The sequence below is a fragment of the Ruegeria sp. CK1 genome (assembly GCF_056536545.1).
In genome coordinates, this window is record NZ_JBQFPX010000001.1 from 941,108 (window position 1) to 954,824 (window position 13,717).

The window sequence follows — 13,717 nt, forward strand, 5'->3', positions numbered from 1 at the left end:
CAATCGGGGAGCGTCTGATGCTTTGGTTGCACATTGGCATGCCCAAGACAGGAACGACTGCGTTACAGGGCTATGTACGTCAGAATAAAGCCCCTCTGTCTGACGTTGGGTTACACTACATGGAGGCCGGTCGTCGCCGATTGGAAGGCAGCGGACGGCCCGCAATTAGTCACAACATCATCGCTTTTCACATCAATCAAGGTAACGATCCGATGGATCCGTTCCGTATGTTGATGTCCGAAGAATATGAGGCGCACCGTGATCGGACCTGTCTTGTGTCCTCTGAGATGTTTTATTCCTGCAATTTAACAAAGCTGGCGCAAGTTTTTGCAGAAATCCCTTCGCGCGAGTTGCAGATCACTTTCTATTGTCGTCGGTATTCGGATTTTTTTGAGGCTGACTATAAGCAACGCGCCAAGAATGGACGGCTGGGCGTTGGTGCATCCGAATATGTCCGAGGCAGGTTGGCCAAGATCAAGGACGACCCCGCCATTCTTTCCTATGCGGCCAAGATGACTCGAATTCGCGAAGCTTTTCCGGGTGTCACGGTTGTTCCTTTTCTCTACGACCGCTCGAAAATGTTGAACGGGCACGTTGTTGAAGACTTCCTGTCGCGCATTGATGTTTCATTGCCTCAAGGCGAAGTGATCAACAGGCCTTCGAATCCATCACAATCACGCGCCGCCAGCGAAGCCTTTGGGATCGTTTCTCGTGCTATGGGGCGAAGAAATAGTAGGCGATTGCGTCGGCGTGTTTCTGATGACCCTGTAATGGTCAGGCGATACGACGTTCTGGAACCAGAGGAACGTGCATGGCTAGATGAATACATGGCAATGGAAGATGTCGCTTTTCAGAAGGAATTTTTCCCTGACCAATCGCAGCTTTTTCCACCGGTTGAGTTGAGCGAGGAAGACCAAAAATTTCGCCGAGACACCCCAGAAGAATATGACGCCTTGCGCCGAGCCTCAGAAGTCGTCTTTCGGATGGCTCTGGAAGGTTAAGCTTCAGGGATTGAGGTTGATTTCCTGGCGTTGGCGGCCAGTCGTCTTGTCAAAGATAAGAATGCGATTGTCGTTCGTCACCACGGCATACCAGTTGTTCCCGATGGTCACGGCCTGTGCTTTGGCACCATCGGGCAGCTCAACTTGATCGGGCAGGGTTGGTGTTCTATCCGATAGTCGGATGACAATCAGTGCGAATGTCACTAGAACCCCGCCAATCATCACCGCGGTCAACAGCATGACCATTCTCCGCAGCAGGCGAAGCTGTGGCGTTTCCTGCGGTTCTTGGGGTTCGGAAGGGACAGTCATGGGCACCCGGCAGATTGAGTTTCAGATTGCGGCCGATCCGCCGCCACGTCTTGATAAGGCGCTTTCGCGGGATGTACCAGCCGAGGAAAACCTGTCGCGCACACGTTTGGTAAAGCTGATCGAAGAAGGCGCCGTACAGGTCAATGGCGCCGAGACACGCGACCCCAAGGCCAAAGTGGCTGAGTTTGCGCTGGTTGCCATTACGGTAGCTGAGGCCGAGGAAAGTCACATTGGCCCCGAGGATATTCCTCTCGAGGTAGTCTTCGAAGATGCTGACTTGATTGTCGTTAACAAGCCCGCCGGGATGGTTGTGCATCCCGCGCCGGGGTCGCCGAACGGGACGCTGGTGAATGCGCTGCTGCATCACTGCGGTGCCGACTTGTCTGGGGTAGGCGGTGTTAAACGCCCCGGAATTGTCCACCGCATCGACAAAGAAACAAGCGGCCTGCTGGTTGCGGCCAAGTCGGATGCAGCGCATCACGGTCTGGCCGCTCAGTTCGAAGCGCATACGGTCGAGCGTTACTACCGCGCAATCTGTTACGGTGTGCCGGATGCAAATGACCCTCGCTTGCGCGGTGTGAAAGGGGTCAGCTTTGAGCCCGGCAACATTATGCGCCTGACCACGCAGTTGGCGCGGCACAAAGCCGACCGGCAAAAACAGGCGGTGTTGTTCCACGGTGGTCGTCATGCCGTAACCCGCGCCCGTGTGGTCGAGACCTTTGGAAACCCCGCAGGATTGGCTTTGATCGAATGCTGGTTGGAAACTGGTCGAACGCACCAAATTCGCGTTCATTTGGCGCATGCCGGGCACGGGTTGGTAGGTGATCCGGTTTATGGCGGGAAACGTAAACTTGCCGCCAAGGCGTTTAGCGCGACCACCGCTGAGGAGGTGCGCGCTTTTCCGCGTCAGGCGCTACACGCGGCTGTGTTGGGATTTGAGCACCCAGTTACAGGTGAAAACCTGAGATTTGAGGCCAATTTGCCGGAAGATATGGAAAAACTCATTGAACAGCTACGAGCGCCACTGACATAATGCGCAAAGTTGCGTGAGTAAGACTTTCTTAGGTTTCCTTTATCTGTCGTTAATTCCAAACTGTTAACGGTACCTCTTGAACGGATTGGGAAGACCTCCCATATCCATGTTAACGACTTAAACATTTGTCGGAGGGACATGAAACATGGCAAATTACGCAAATCTCCCCGCGCCGACGCCGGAAGGCGGTCTGAACCGCTATATGCAGGAAATTCGCAAGTTCCCGTTGTTGGAACCAGAAGAAGAGTACATGCTCGCCAAGCGTTGGGTGGAAGAGCAAGACACTGAAGCGGCTCATAAAATGGTCACCTCGCACCTGCGATTGGCTGCCAAGATTGCTATGGGTTATCGCGGTTACGGCCTACCGCAGGCTGAAGTTATTTCCGAGGCCAACGTGGGCTTGATGCAGGCGGTTAAACGGTTTGACCCGGAAAAAGGTTTCCGACTGGCGACTTACGCGATGTGGTGGATTCGTGCCTCGATTCAGGAATACATCCTTCGGTCGTGGTCGCTGGTGAAATTGGGCACGACGTCGGCACAGAAAAAGCTGTTCTTCAACTTGCGCAAGGCCAAGGCACGCATCGGTGCGCTGGAAGAGGGTGATCTGCGACCCGAGAACGTCAAACAGATCGCCAATGACCTGGGCGTAACTGAAGAAGAAGTCATCAGCATGAACCGCCGGATGTCCGGTGGCGATGCCTCGCTGAACGCGACCGTCGGGTCCGAAGGCGAAGGCACCATGCAGTGGCAGGATTGGCTTGAGGACGAAGACGCCGACCAAGCGGGTGATTACGAAGCCCGCGACGAGCTGGATGCTCGGCGCGAGCTTCTGGCGGCAGCATTGGACGTCCTGAATGATCGGGAAAAGGACATCCTCACTCAGCGCCGCCTGATGGATCAGCCAGTAACGCTGGAAGAGCTGAGCACGCAGTACAATGTCAGCCGCGAACGTATTCGTCAGATCGAAGTTCGTGCGTTTGAAAAGCTGCAGAAAAAAATGCGCGAACTGGCCCGCGAAAAGGGTATGCTTGGCGTAGCTTAAAGCCCAAATAAGAAAAAAAGCCCGCCGATCATGGCGGGCTTTTTGCATTTAAGCGAAAATGAAATCGCTTTCCGATAGGTTGTTCGCGTTGACACCAAGCAGAGTTATGCTGTCTCCATCGTCCAAATCGATTTTCGCTCGGAAGCGCGACCCAGAGATGTGGTCTTCGAGATCTCCGAAGTTTTCAATGCCGTCGTACCCGCTCAGATCGATCGTGTCTTTTCCGATTCTGAAATCAACGATCCTGTCTCGACCATCTCCGTCTTCGAAGAAAAAGGTGTCTTGTCCACGGCCGCCAAAGAGCTTGTCATTGTCGGCACCACCATCGATCAAGTCTTTTCCGCGACCGCCAAAAATCTTGTCGTTCCCGTCATCACCCCGCAGGGTATCTTTTCCGCGACCGCCAAACATCCTGTCGTTTCCGTCGTCACCCTCCAAGGTGTCGTGACCTCGACCGCCGAATATTACGTCGTTGCCATCGCCTCCCAAGGCTACGTCGTTTCCGCGGCCAACATTGATAACGTCTCTACCGCCGGCGCCTTGGACGAAGTCTTGCCCACGACCGGTGAACAGGAACTCACCCGAGTCATCCCCTATGATGAAGTCGGTGTTTTTCTGGGTAATAATGCTCGACACCGAAACTGGTAGCAGCACACCGTTCAGATCGTGAATGACCCCATTTGAGGCGATTGTGTCGAATTTTACAAGGCCGGGATCGTCGATGCCAGTGTCTTTGTCGGCAAGGCTTGGTGGATCGGTTTCCAGATTCAAGTTCAGCGTTTCGCCCAACAAAGTCGTAATCGGCGAGCCGTCGCCTGCTACATCAAGAACTTCTGATACGGTCAATCCGCCTTGGACGACATGATACAACAGGATATCCTGCAGAAGCGGAATTGGGTTTCCGCCGCCCAAAAGCGTGAGAGCTTCGACGATGTAATTCAGCGCGCCTGGTTCATCGGTGCCCTCAAAACCCAGCCCTTTAGCCAAATCAATGAACGCGGAATCTCGGGGCGCAAAAACGGTTAAATCTTGATGCGGGTCGTCTAAAACGTCGGCGAGTCCCGCAGCGATAACTGCTTCCCGCAAAATGTCGTAATCGTCACCCTTGTGATCGAACGTGCCAGGAAGGCCGCTCGCATCAATAACTGTTCCGGTAATGGTCAATTTATCTGGCATAGTATCTGTCATAACTTTGGTCTCCCACCCTGGTTTACGCCCTGAATTACGAACGGGCTGAGGCAGCCGCTCTCTGTTTTGGCGTTACAGGTCTTACGAGGCGAGAATGGAAACGGATCACGAAATTCGAATTCGAGGATAAAAAGCGTCTCGATTGGGTACTCGTTTCTGCGCATTCTTACCCCCTCGCAGCTAGAGCGCGTAGGTGACTGAGGGGTATTGTTCAGAAATGCTTAGCTTAACGCCGTTTGCCTGATAAAGATGCCTTGTTAGCGATAACGGATGGATTCGTTGCTAAATCACAGATATCGGAGGAGAATATGCACAAACCGGTTAAATGGGGTGTTCTGGGCGCAGCTAGGTTTGCGCGTCAGCACATGGCACCCGCCATTCACGCCGCCCATGGCGCGCAACTCGCCGGTTTGGCAACTTCCAGCGCGGCCAAAGCTGAACCGTTTCAATCTATCTGCCACGATCTGACAGTTTATGACAGCTATGAAGCGCTGCTGGTGGATCCTCAGATAGAGGCCGTTTACATCCCGCTGCCCAACCATATGCATGTAGAGTGGAGCCTTAAGGCGTTGGAAGCCGGAAAACATGTGTTGTGCGAAAAGCCGATGGCAATGACAGCAACCGAGTTTGCCCCGCTGATCCAAAAGCGTGACGAGACAGGACTGTTGGCGGCGGAGGCATATATGATCGTGCATCACCCGCAGTGGCAATTGGTACGGAAGCTGATCAACGACGGAGCCATCGGCAAACTGGCGCATGTGACGGGCGCGTTCAGCTTTGACAACCGCTCTGACACCACAAACATCCGCAATCGGGCCGAGACCGGTGGTGGCGGGCTGCGCGATATCGGCGTGTATGTGATCGGCGGCGCCCGGTTCGCGTCAGGTCAGGAGCCGGTCTTGGTGGAATCGTCGATCCGTTGGGAGGAGGGGATCGACACTTTCACGGAAATTCGCGCACAATTCCCGGATTTTACCTATTACAGCTATGTCTCGATTCGTATGCATCCACATCAGGAAATGGTGTTTCATGGCGAGGGGGGCGTTATTCGGCTGTCGGCTCCGTTCAATGCGCGAGTATTTGGCGAAGCGCGTGTGGAACTGCATCGTCCGGGGCTGGAGGTGCAAGTCACTCGCTTCCCGAGCGACGATCACTACAAGCTGCAGGTCGAGGCGTTTTGCCGATCGATCCGTGAGGGGGTGGAGTATCCATGCCCTCTGGAATTCTCGCGTGGGACACAAGAGATGATCGACCGAGTCTTTGATGGGGCAGCGCCATTGCCCTGACTTGCCACGCCTCTTGCAGGCGGTCTAATCTGATGGGCACCTGATCAGGAGGGAAACCATGGCAGGCGGTTGGGCGCGTGACGGCGCAGTGAGTGAGCAAATCGAAGCGTCTATTTCGGACGAACTTGCCCGCATGCAGGCGCAAAAACGCCCGGTGGGTGAAAGCTTGACCCATTGTGCCGAATGCGAAGAGCCGATCCCCGAAAAGCGGCGTCTAGCGCTGCCGGGCGTTAAGTTGTGCTTGGATTGTCAACAGGACCGGGACGGAGCTTTCAAGGCACGTGCAGGTATCAACCGGCGCGGATCCAAAGACAGTCAGTTGAAGTAAGCGGTGTAAAAGGATGCCCGGTGCCAAACTTCTGCAAAACGGAATGGTGCTGGGGTTTCTGGCGGCATTCCTTTGGGGAACGCACAGCGTCATTGTACGCTATTTGACCAGCGATTTGGGCGGGTTACAAATCGCGGTGACGCGCCTGTTTATCGCCGCGCTTGCGATCTGGTGTATGTTGCGCGTGATGCGGGTTTCCGTGTCGATCCGGTTGGGGGATTGGAATTTTCGGTTGGCCGTTCTGTCCACGGTGGTCAACTATATCCTGTTCCACATCGGGCTGGAATATACCGGTGCTGCAAACGCGATGGTTCTCGAAAACACCGCGCCGTTTTTTGTTCTGGTGTTCTTGTATTTCTTTGCTGATACCCCGATCACACGAACCGACGTTCTGGCCACCGCGTTAGCTATTATAGGCGTGTTTCTAACGGTCTATCAGGACTTCCAAGGGGGCGGAGAGCCTTTGTTCGGTGACTTGCTGGAAATCGGGGCTGGCTTGAGTTGGGCTGTGTTTCTGATCTCAAGCAGCCGGGCCATGCGTTACTCGGAATCCACCGGCGAGCGGCTCAATTTCCTGTTTGGCATCTTCCTGTGCTCTGGCGTTTTGCTGCTTCCGTTGGCAGCGTTTTCCTTGCAGGTGCCAACGGTGGATGACGTTGTATTCCTGATCCTGCTGGGCGTATTGCCAACCGCGCTGGCGTATTATCTGTGGTATGAGGCCGCCGCGCGGGTTTCCACACTTACGGCGACCTTGATGTTCGCGGCTTCCGTGGTTTTTACCTTTATCAACTCTGCTTTGTTTTTGGGGGCCGCAATCACACCGATTGCAGCCCTTGGCGCCGTCTTGATAGTGGCCGCCGTATTTCTGACGACCAAAAAACAGAAATGATCAGCCTTCCATCGCTTCCAGTTCGTCGATGAAGCCCGAGATCATCGACAGGCCCTTGTCCCAGAACTTTGGATCGCTTGCGTCCAATCCGAACGGAGCAAGCAGTTCCTTGTGATGCTTCGACCCACCGGCGCGTAGCATTTCGAAATACTTGTCCTCGAACCCTTCTGAACCGCTTTCGTAAACTGAGTAGAGCGCGTTCACCAAGCCGTCACCAAACGCATAGGCGTAGACGTAGAAGGGCGAGTGGACGAAGTGCGGGATGTAGGCCCAGAAGGTTTCATACCCTTCCATGAATTCAAACGCCGGGCCAAGGCTTTCGGCCTGAACGCTCATCCACAAGGCGTTGATGTCGTCCGGGGTAAGTTCGCCTTCGCGCCGTGCGGCGTGCAGCTTGCATTCGAAGTCGTAGAAAGCGATCTGGCGAACCACTGTATTGATCATGTCCTCGACTTTGCCAGCCAGCAGAACCTTGCGCTGTTCGGGGGTTTCAGCCTGATCCAGCATCTTGCGGAAGGTCAGCATTTCACCGAACACAGACGCTGTTTCGGCCAATGTCAGAGGGGTTGAGGACAGCATCTCTCCCTGACCCGCGGCCAGCACCTGATGCACACCGTGGCCCAGCTCATGAGCCAAAGTCATCACGTCACGCGGTTTGCCCAAATAGTTTAGCATCACGTAGGGGTGAACGTCAGTCACAGTCGGATGCGCAAAGGCGCCCGGCGCTTTGCCCGGTTTCACTGCCGCGTCGATCCAACCCTTCGAGAAGAAGGGCGAGGCGATTTCACCCATGCGGGGATCAAACGCGTTATAGGCATCCATCACCGTTTTTTCGGCTTCGTCCCAGCCGACGATCCGGGTGTCTTCCATGGGCAACGGAGCATTCCGGTCCCAAACCTGCATCACGTCCAGGCCTAGCCATTTTCGTTTCAGTTCATAATACCGGTGGCTGAGCTTGGGGTAGGCGGCCACAACCGCCTCGCGCAGGGCCTCGACAACCTCGGGTTCAACGTCATTCGACAAGTGGCGACCGGTCTGGGCGGTCGGCATATTGCGCCAGCGGTCGACGATTTCCTTTTCCTTGGCCTGCGTGTTGTGAACGCGGGCAAAAGTTTTGACATTGTCTTGAAACACGCTGGCCAGTTCGCGCGCGGCGGCTTCGCGTTTACTGCGGTCTTGTTCCGTCAAAAGGTTCAGGGTGCCTTCGATATTCAGTTCATCGCCATCTACGGTAAAGGTCAGCCCGGCAATTGTTTCGTCGAACAGACGTTCCCAAGCGTCCCCGACAACGCCCAGATCGTGCAGAAATTTTTCCAACTCATCAGACAGTTGGTACGGTTTCATTGCTCGGATTCGGCGGAATACCGGTTCATACCGGGCCAGATCGGCGTTCGCATCGAAATGCGCCTTGAGCGCGTCGTCGTCGATGCGGTTAATCTCAAGCGTGAAGAAAACTAGCGGTGTCGTGAAAACGGTGATCTTTTCCTGCATATCCGACAGGAATTTGGCGCGATCAGCGTCGGTGGTCAGCTGGTAGTAACGCAAACCAGCGAAAGACATAATGCGACCGGCAATCGAGTTGATTTTTTCGTTGCGTTGAACGCAGGTCAGCAGTCGGGCAGCATCCAGATCGGCCAGTTTGCCTTCGTAGTCGGAGGCAAAGGATGCGCATTCACCTTCTAGCCATTCCAGATCCCTATCCAGTTCGGACGCTTCTTCCGAGGAGTAAAGGTCGGTTAAATCCCATTCCGGTAGGTTACCAAGATCGCCGGTTCCTCCGGCTGCGTTTGCGTCTCGAACGGGAAAGGGAAGGTCGCGCATGGATCACCTCGGAAAATCTGCTTTGGCAAACATCTAGGCGCGGGCGGCCTAGATCACAAGCCGCCTTTGCATGAGGTTTTCTTCAGCTACTCTGTTCGGTCGTGGCAGAGGTGTCTCATTGCGCGGCCAGAAAATGCGCCGCTATTTGTTCGAAAGCAGGGCCGCGAACGTCGGGCGCTTCCATAAGCACTTCATGTTCACCGTCAGGGATTTCGACCAAAATCCCGCTGGGCCAGTTTGCCATTCGCGCTCGGATGGCCTTGCGGTCTACTATTTGTTCATGGCTTCCCAGAAAAGTCAGAGCGGGAATCGTGGGCGCAGTTTGATCCATGAGCCAAACGCATTCATCCAGCGCTTCTCTTAGCCATATTGTCGAAGGCGCGCCGAGAGCCAGTTCGGGATAAGCTTCAAGTTGATCTTTCATCATCTGAAACATCGCTGGATCGCGTGTCAGCATATTGCCCTCGAAAGGTTGCGAAGCAACATAACTTTCCAAAGATGTTGTCGGAGGAATTTTTTCCCCTAAACCAACCCGAGGGCCCCAATAGGCGGTCAAGCGGCTGAGCGGCTTCATCAATGTTGTAAAGAAAATGCCCCACATGGGGCCAGTAAAGGCACAGGCAGCAAAGCAATCGCGCTCTAATACCGCGCGCAAGCCAATCGCTCCGCCCATCGAATGGCCGATTACATACCACGGTTTTGGCAAGCCTAAGTGTTCCGCAAGCTCCAGCGTAGCATGCACATCTTTTTGATAATCGATGAACTGATCGACATGCCCGACGCGTGGATCTTCCAGCAGGCGATCCGCTAATCCCTGACCGCGCCAGTCGATTGCCAAAAACGCAAAGCCGCGACTGACAAATTCACTTGCCGCGTTTCCGTATTTCTCAATATATTCAGTACGGCCGGGAAACATCATAACCGTGCCGTTCGTCTCGTCCTCTGGGCGCCAGTGGCCGACGCGAATTCGGGTATCATCCGCTGTTGTTACCCAATGGGCCGCACCACCGGCCGGTCCGCCGGCCACGTCTTCATAGAAAGGGGCCGGCGAGAACTCCATCAGGCCAGCACCGAGGCGAGCTTCATGGCAATGCCCATGTCCCCGTCAACGCTCAGCTTGCCGGACATGAATGCTCCGGTGGGGTTCAAGTCGCCGCTTAGAATCTGCTCGAACGTATCGGCGTCTGCGGTCAGGGTAACTTCAGCGTCGTCATCGCTGACGCGCGCGCCATCCGCGTCCAGCACGATTGCACCCAGATCCGAGATGGCAAACTTGGCCGAAGCGTCGAAGTCGCCGCCGGCAAGCTTTTCGTTCAGCGCCGCCGCCGCTTTTTCAAGAATGTCGCTCATGGTATTCCTCATTTTGTTTATGCGCCAAGAATGGACATCCCCGGTCGCAACGCTACACTGAACATTGTTATGGGCATTGCAATCATCAATCTCAAACGTACCGTCGCGGCACTTTTTGTCACGGTCATGTTTTCCGCCAGTTCTACGGCGCAACAAGCGGATTCGCGGGATGAGTCGGCGCTGCTTATGCAATTGGCTCAATCCACACCTGAGCAGGCGGTTGGCATCGACAGGCAGCTCAAGGCGCTATGGGCGCAATCGGGTTCGGCTTCGGCCGATTTGCTGTTGGAGCGTGGGCGTGAGGCGTTGGATGACGGGGACGCGTTAGCCGCGATTGAGCACCTAACGGCCTTGACGGACCATGCACCTGGTTTTGCTGAAGGTTGGCATTTGCGCGCCTCTGCGTTTTTCGGAATGGACCGCTTTGGCATGGCCGCTGCCGATCTTGAACACGCACTGACGCTGAACCCAAATAATTACGAGGCCATCTATGGGCTGGGCCTGATTTTTGAGATTGTCGAACAGCCGGATAAAGCGCTTGAGGCCTATGAGCGCGCGCTGGCTATACATCCCCACCACGAAGAAGTAACCAATGCTGTGAATCGACTGAAGCCTCAGGTCGAGGGCGCGACCCTCTAAGAACCGGGGCAGGGGGCAAAGGTGAGCGGGTCATCCCGAATCGTGGCCGTACTTGGCCCAACAAACACAGGTAAAACTCATTACGCGATTGAGCGGATGCTGGGGTATCGGACCGGTGTCATCGGCCTACCGCTGCGTCTGCTGGCGCGTGAGGTTTATGATAAGATCGTCGCGGTTCGCGGCCCGTCCGTCGTTGCGCTGGTTACGGGTGAAGAGCGTATCGTGCCAGCGCGAACCCAATATTGGGTCTGTACGGTCGAGGCGATGCCCGAAGGAATGGGCGCGGATTTCGTGGCAATAGATGAAATACAACTCTGCGCGGATCCAGAACGTGGACACGTCTTTACCGACCGCCTATTGCGTGCTCGCGGCACAAGCGAAACGCTGTTTCTGGGTGCCGACACAATGCGCGGCCCGATTGCGGCGCTGGTGCCTGAGGCTCAATTTGTTCGGCGCGAACGCATGTCGCAGTTGGTCTATTCGGGGTCCAAAAAGATAAGTCGCATGCCCGCGCGCAGTGCCATCGTCGGATTTTCGGTGGATAGCGTCTATGCCATCGCCGAGTTGCTGCGCCGTCAAAAGGGCGGGGCCGCTGTAGTGATGGGCGCACTCAGCCCGCGCACGCGAAATGCGCAGGTTGAACTCTATCAGAATGGAGAAGTCGACTATCTCGTCGCCACTGATGCCATTGGCATGGGGCTGAACCTCGATGTGAACCATGTGGCGTTCTCATCACTCAGTAAATTCGACGGTCGCCGGATGCGCCCTCTTGCACCAAACGAACTGGCCCAGATCGCGGGCCGGGCTGGGCGCGGCATGTCCGACGGTACCTTTGGCGTGACTGGTGAAGCCCCGCCTTTGGACGAGGGTGCGGCGCAAGCGATCATGGACAGCCGTTTCACGCCGATGAAAAAGCTGAACTGGCGGAATGCCGCCCTTAAGTTCGGTTCGGTTGACGCACTGATCGACTCGCTTGAAGTCAGCCCAAATGACGAACACCTGATCAAGGCCCGGCCAGCCGATGACCTGAATGCGCTGAAATCCCTATCGCAAGTGACCGAGGTTGCAGCCCGCGCCAGCGACCCTCAATCTGTTCGTTTGCTGTGGGATGTGTGCCGAATCCCCGATTTTCGTGGTATCAGTCATGCTGAGCATGCCAGTTTGTTGGAAGTGATCTATGGTCACTTACATGAACGCGGTTCGATCCCCGATGATTTTATGGCGCGGCAAATCCGCCATATCGACAGAACTGATGGGGATATTGATGCACTGTCCAAAAGGTTGGCATATATTCGCACCTGGACATATGTTGCGCAGCGAAACGGATGGGTGCGTGACGAATCACATTGGCGTGACGAAACGCGCACTGTAGAAGACAGGCTGTCGGACGCATTACATGACCGACTGACGCAAAGATTTGTGGACCGGCGCACATCTGTGTTGCTGCGCCGGCTCAAACAGAAGGAGGCCCTTTTGGCCGAAGTAAATGACAAGGGTGAAGTGACCGTCGAAGGCGAATTCGTCGGTCGTCTGGAAGGGTTCCGGTTTAGCCCGGACAAAAGCGCGCAAGGAACCGAGGCGAAAGCTTTGAAATCGGCCTCTCTGCAAGCACTCGCGCCGCAATTCCATCTGCGCGCCGACCGCTTCTATAATGCGCCCGATACCGAAATTGATTTCACGGATCAGGGTGGCCTGATGTGGGGCGAATATGCCGTCGGCAAACTGGTTGCCGGGGCCGAGCCGCTCAAGCCGATGGTCGAAGTTTTTGTAGATGAGGCCGCAGGCCCAGATGTCGAACAGAAAGTTCAGCGTCGTCTACAGCATTTCATTGATCGCAAAATTGCTGCGCTTTTTGAACCGCTACTGAATCTGTCTCGGGACGAAGAGTTGAGCGGACTGGCCAAGGGCTTTGCCTTCCGCATGGTCGAGGCATTGGGTGTGCTTCCCCGAGCAGGCGTCGCGCAGGAGGTCAAGGATCTTGATCAGGACGCCCGCGGCGCTCTGCGCAAGCACGGCATCCGGTTCGGTCAGTTCACCATCTTTATGCCGCTGCTGTTGAAGCCCGCACCGACTCGCTTACGTCTGGTTTTGTGGGCACTCGCCAACGGACTGCAGGAATTTCCTGACGCACCGCCTCCGGGTCTGGTAACTGTACCGGTCGCCAAGGACGCGCCCGAAGGCTACGACACCATGTGCGGATACCGGGATGCGGGCGAACGCTCGATCCGTATCGATATGCTGGAACGTCTGGCGGACATGTTGCGTGCCGAAGATAGTCGTGGCGGTTTCGAAGCCAAACCCGACATGCTTTCGATCACCGGTATGACGCTGGAGCAATTCGCCGAGTTGATGCAGGGGCTTGGCTACAAAGCTGAACGTGGTGAGCGTGAGAAAGTAAAACCCGTACCGGTCGAACAGCCGGCTGTAGAGGCGACTGAGCAAACTTCAGTCGAAGATGCCACTGTACCAGAAGCGGTAGCGGAAGAGGTTGCCTCACCCGCCGAGGCGACAGCCGAGGCCACCGAAAGCACCGAGGCCGCAGCCGAGGCCCCGGCGTCCGATGAACCCGAAACCGAAGTTTTCTATACCTTCACTTGGGGTCGCCAACGTCAGCAGAACCGAGGCCCGCGCCGCGAACAGCGGCAAGGTCAGGGCAAAGGCAAACCTCGCGGCAAGCCTCAGGACGGTCGCAGCAAGCCGCAGGGTAAGAAGGGTGGTAAGCCGCAAGGGGCTAAATCCTTCTCGTCACGTCCGCCCAAGAAAGAAAAGGCTATCGATCCGGATAACCCGTTCGCAGCTGCGCTTATGGGTTTGAAGGACGGTAACTAAGC

The 13,717-nt window shown here is 55.6% G+C and carries 13 protein-coding genes; 8 read left to right on the plus strand and 5 right to left on the minus strand.

Annotated elements, in window-relative coordinates; all coding sequences use genetic code 11:
* Positions 1-17: 17 nt before the first annotated feature.
* Entirely contained in the window at positions 18-1,001 is a 984-nt protein-coding gene (locus ACR0L3_RS04535; RefSeq protein WP_480743997.1) for a hypothetical protein, read from the plus strand.
* A 3-nt stretch (positions 1,002-1,004) separates the two neighbouring features.
* On the opposite strand, the gene ACR0L3_RS04540 is transcribed toward ACR0L3_RS04535, so the two are convergent.
* Positions 1,005-1,310 carry a DUF6476 family protein gene (locus ACR0L3_RS04540; RefSeq protein WP_480743998.1) on the minus strand — a complete coding sequence of 102 codons (306 nt, stop codon included), beginning with the start codon at positions 1,308-1,310 and terminating at the stop codon, positions 1,005-1,007.
* Between ACR0L3_RS04540 and ACR0L3_RS04545 the strand changes: the two genes are divergently transcribed.
* Together ACR0L3_RS04545 and rpoH are read left to right on the plus strand one after the other, a co-directional pair.
* On the plus strand, positions 1,309-2,343 hold the full coding sequence (locus tag ACR0L3_RS04545) for an RluA family pseudouridine synthase (RefSeq protein ID WP_480744000.1): 1,035 nt from the start codon (positions 1,309-1,311) through the stop codon (positions 2,341-2,343). The genes ACR0L3_RS04540 and ACR0L3_RS04545 overlap by 2 nt on opposite strands.
* A gap of 145 nt (positions 2,344-2,488) precedes the next feature.
* Complete coding sequence (gene rpoH, locus ACR0L3_RS04550) at positions 2,489-3,385, plus strand: RNA polymerase sigma factor RpoH (protein WP_480744002.1); 897 nt, start codon at positions 2,489-2,491, stop codon at positions 3,383-3,385.
* A gap of 48 nt (positions 3,386-3,433) precedes the next feature.
* On the opposite strand, the gene ACR0L3_RS04555 is transcribed toward rpoH, so the two are convergent.
* Positions 3,434-4,573 carry a fasciclin domain-containing protein gene (locus tag ACR0L3_RS04555; RefSeq protein WP_480744003.1) on the minus strand — a complete coding sequence of 380 codons (1,140 nt, stop codon included), beginning with the start codon at positions 4,571-4,573 and terminating at the stop codon, positions 3,434-3,436.
* Positions 4,574-4,881: 308 nt separating this feature from the next.
* On the opposite strand from ACR0L3_RS04555, the gene ACR0L3_RS04560 reads away from it, so the two are divergent.
* The 3 genes from ACR0L3_RS04560 to ACR0L3_RS04570 are packed head-to-tail and all read left to right on the plus strand — an operon-like array spanning position 4,882 to position 7,076.
* A complete protein-coding gene (locus tag ACR0L3_RS04560) occupies positions 4,882-5,859 on the plus strand; it encodes a Gfo/Idh/MocA family protein (RefSeq protein WP_480744005.1) in 978 nt (325 codons plus the stop codon).
* 58 nt (positions 5,860-5,917) lie between these two features.
* The gene (locus tag ACR0L3_RS04565; protein WP_480744007.1) at positions 5,918-6,187 is read left to right on the plus strand and encodes a DksA/TraR family C4-type zinc finger protein; all 270 of its coding nucleotides are present in this window, start codon (positions 5,918-5,920) and stop codon (positions 6,185-6,187) included.
* A gap of 13 nt (positions 6,188-6,200) precedes the next feature.
* The gene (locus tag ACR0L3_RS04570) at positions 6,201-7,076 is read left to right on the plus strand and encodes a DMT family transporter (protein WP_480744009.1); all 876 of its coding nucleotides are present in this window, start codon (positions 6,201-6,203) and stop codon (positions 7,074-7,076) included.
* On the opposite strand, the gene ACR0L3_RS04575 is transcribed toward ACR0L3_RS04570, so the two are convergent.
* The 3 genes from ACR0L3_RS04575 to ACR0L3_RS04585 form a co-directional block, all read right to left on the minus strand.
* Entirely contained in the window at positions 7,077-8,897 is a 1,821-nt protein-coding gene (locus tag ACR0L3_RS04575) for a M3 family oligoendopeptidase (RefSeq protein ID WP_480744011.1), read from the minus strand. It abuts the gene before it with no gap.
* 115 nt (positions 8,898-9,012) lie between these two features.
* The gene (locus ACR0L3_RS04580; protein WP_480744012.1) at positions 9,013-9,957 is read right to left on the minus strand and encodes an alpha/beta fold hydrolase; all 945 of its coding nucleotides are present in this window, start codon (positions 9,955-9,957) and stop codon (positions 9,013-9,015) included.
* Positions 9,957-10,247, minus strand: coding sequence for an SCP2 sterol-binding domain-containing protein (locus ACR0L3_RS04585; protein ID WP_480744014.1), 291 nt, complete (start codon positions 10,245-10,247; stop codon positions 9,957-9,959). Before ACR0L3_RS04585 ends, ACR0L3_RS04580 begins: the two co-directional genes overlap by 1 nt.
* A 30-nt stretch (positions 10,248-10,277) precedes the next feature.
* On the opposite strand from ACR0L3_RS04585, the gene ACR0L3_RS04590 reads away from it, so the two are divergent.
* Positions 10,278-10,886, plus strand: a complete 609-nt coding sequence (locus tag ACR0L3_RS04590; RefSeq protein WP_480744016.1) for a tetratricopeptide repeat protein — start codon at positions 10,278-10,280, stop codon at positions 10,884-10,886.
* Between the two features lie 21 nt (positions 10,887-10,907).
* Positions 10,908-13,715, plus strand: coding sequence for a helicase-related protein (locus tag ACR0L3_RS04595; RefSeq protein ID WP_480744018.1), 2,808 nt, complete (start codon positions 10,908-10,910; stop codon positions 13,713-13,715).
* The last annotated feature ends 2 nt before the right edge of the window (positions 13,716-13,717 follow it).

Excerpts from the sequence above, each read along its gene's own strand:
- ACR0L3_RS04535 (WP_480743997.1), top strand. The coding sequence starts at position 18 with ATGCTTTGGTTGCACATTGGCATGCCCAAGACAGGAACGACTGCGTTA.
- ACR0L3_RS04545 (WP_480744000.1), top strand. The coding sequence starts at position 1,309 with ATGGGCACCCGGCAGATTGAGTTTCAGATTGCGGCCGATCCGCCGCCA.
- ACR0L3_RS04540 (WP_480743998.1), bottom strand. The coding sequence starts at position 1,310 with ATGACTGTCCCTTCCGAACCCCAAGAACCGCAGGAAACGCCACAGCTT.
- rpoH (WP_480744002.1), top strand. The coding sequence starts at position 2,489 with ATGGCAAATTACGCAAATCTCCCCGCGCCGACGCCGGAAGGCGGTCTG.
- ACR0L3_RS04555 (WP_480744003.1), bottom strand. The coding sequence starts at position 4,573 with ATGACAGATACTATGCCAGATAAATTGACCATTACCGGAACAGTTATT.
- ACR0L3_RS04560 (WP_480744005.1), top strand. The coding sequence starts at position 4,882 with ATGCACAAACCGGTTAAATGGGGTGTTCTGGGCGCAGCTAGGTTTGCG.
- ACR0L3_RS04565 (WP_480744007.1), top strand. The coding sequence starts at position 5,918 with ATGGCAGGCGGTTGGGCGCGTGACGGCGCAGTGAGTGAGCAAATCGAA.
- ACR0L3_RS04570 (WP_480744009.1), top strand. The coding sequence starts at position 6,201 with ATGCCCGGTGCCAAACTTCTGCAAAACGGAATGGTGCTGGGGTTTCTG.
- ACR0L3_RS04575 (WP_480744011.1), bottom strand. The coding sequence starts at position 8,897 with ATGCGCGACCTTCCCTTTCCCGTTCGAGACGCAAACGCAGCCGGAGGA.
- ACR0L3_RS04580 (WP_480744012.1), bottom strand. The coding sequence starts at position 9,957 with ATGGAGTTCTCGCCGGCCCCTTTCTATGAAGACGTGGCCGGCGGACCG.
- ACR0L3_RS04585 (WP_480744014.1), bottom strand. The coding sequence starts at position 10,247 with ATGAGCGACATTCTTGAAAAAGCGGCGGCGGCGCTGAACGAAAAGCTT.
- ACR0L3_RS04590 (WP_480744016.1), top strand. The coding sequence starts at position 10,278 with ATGGACATCCCCGGTCGCAACGCTACACTGAACATTGTTATGGGCATT.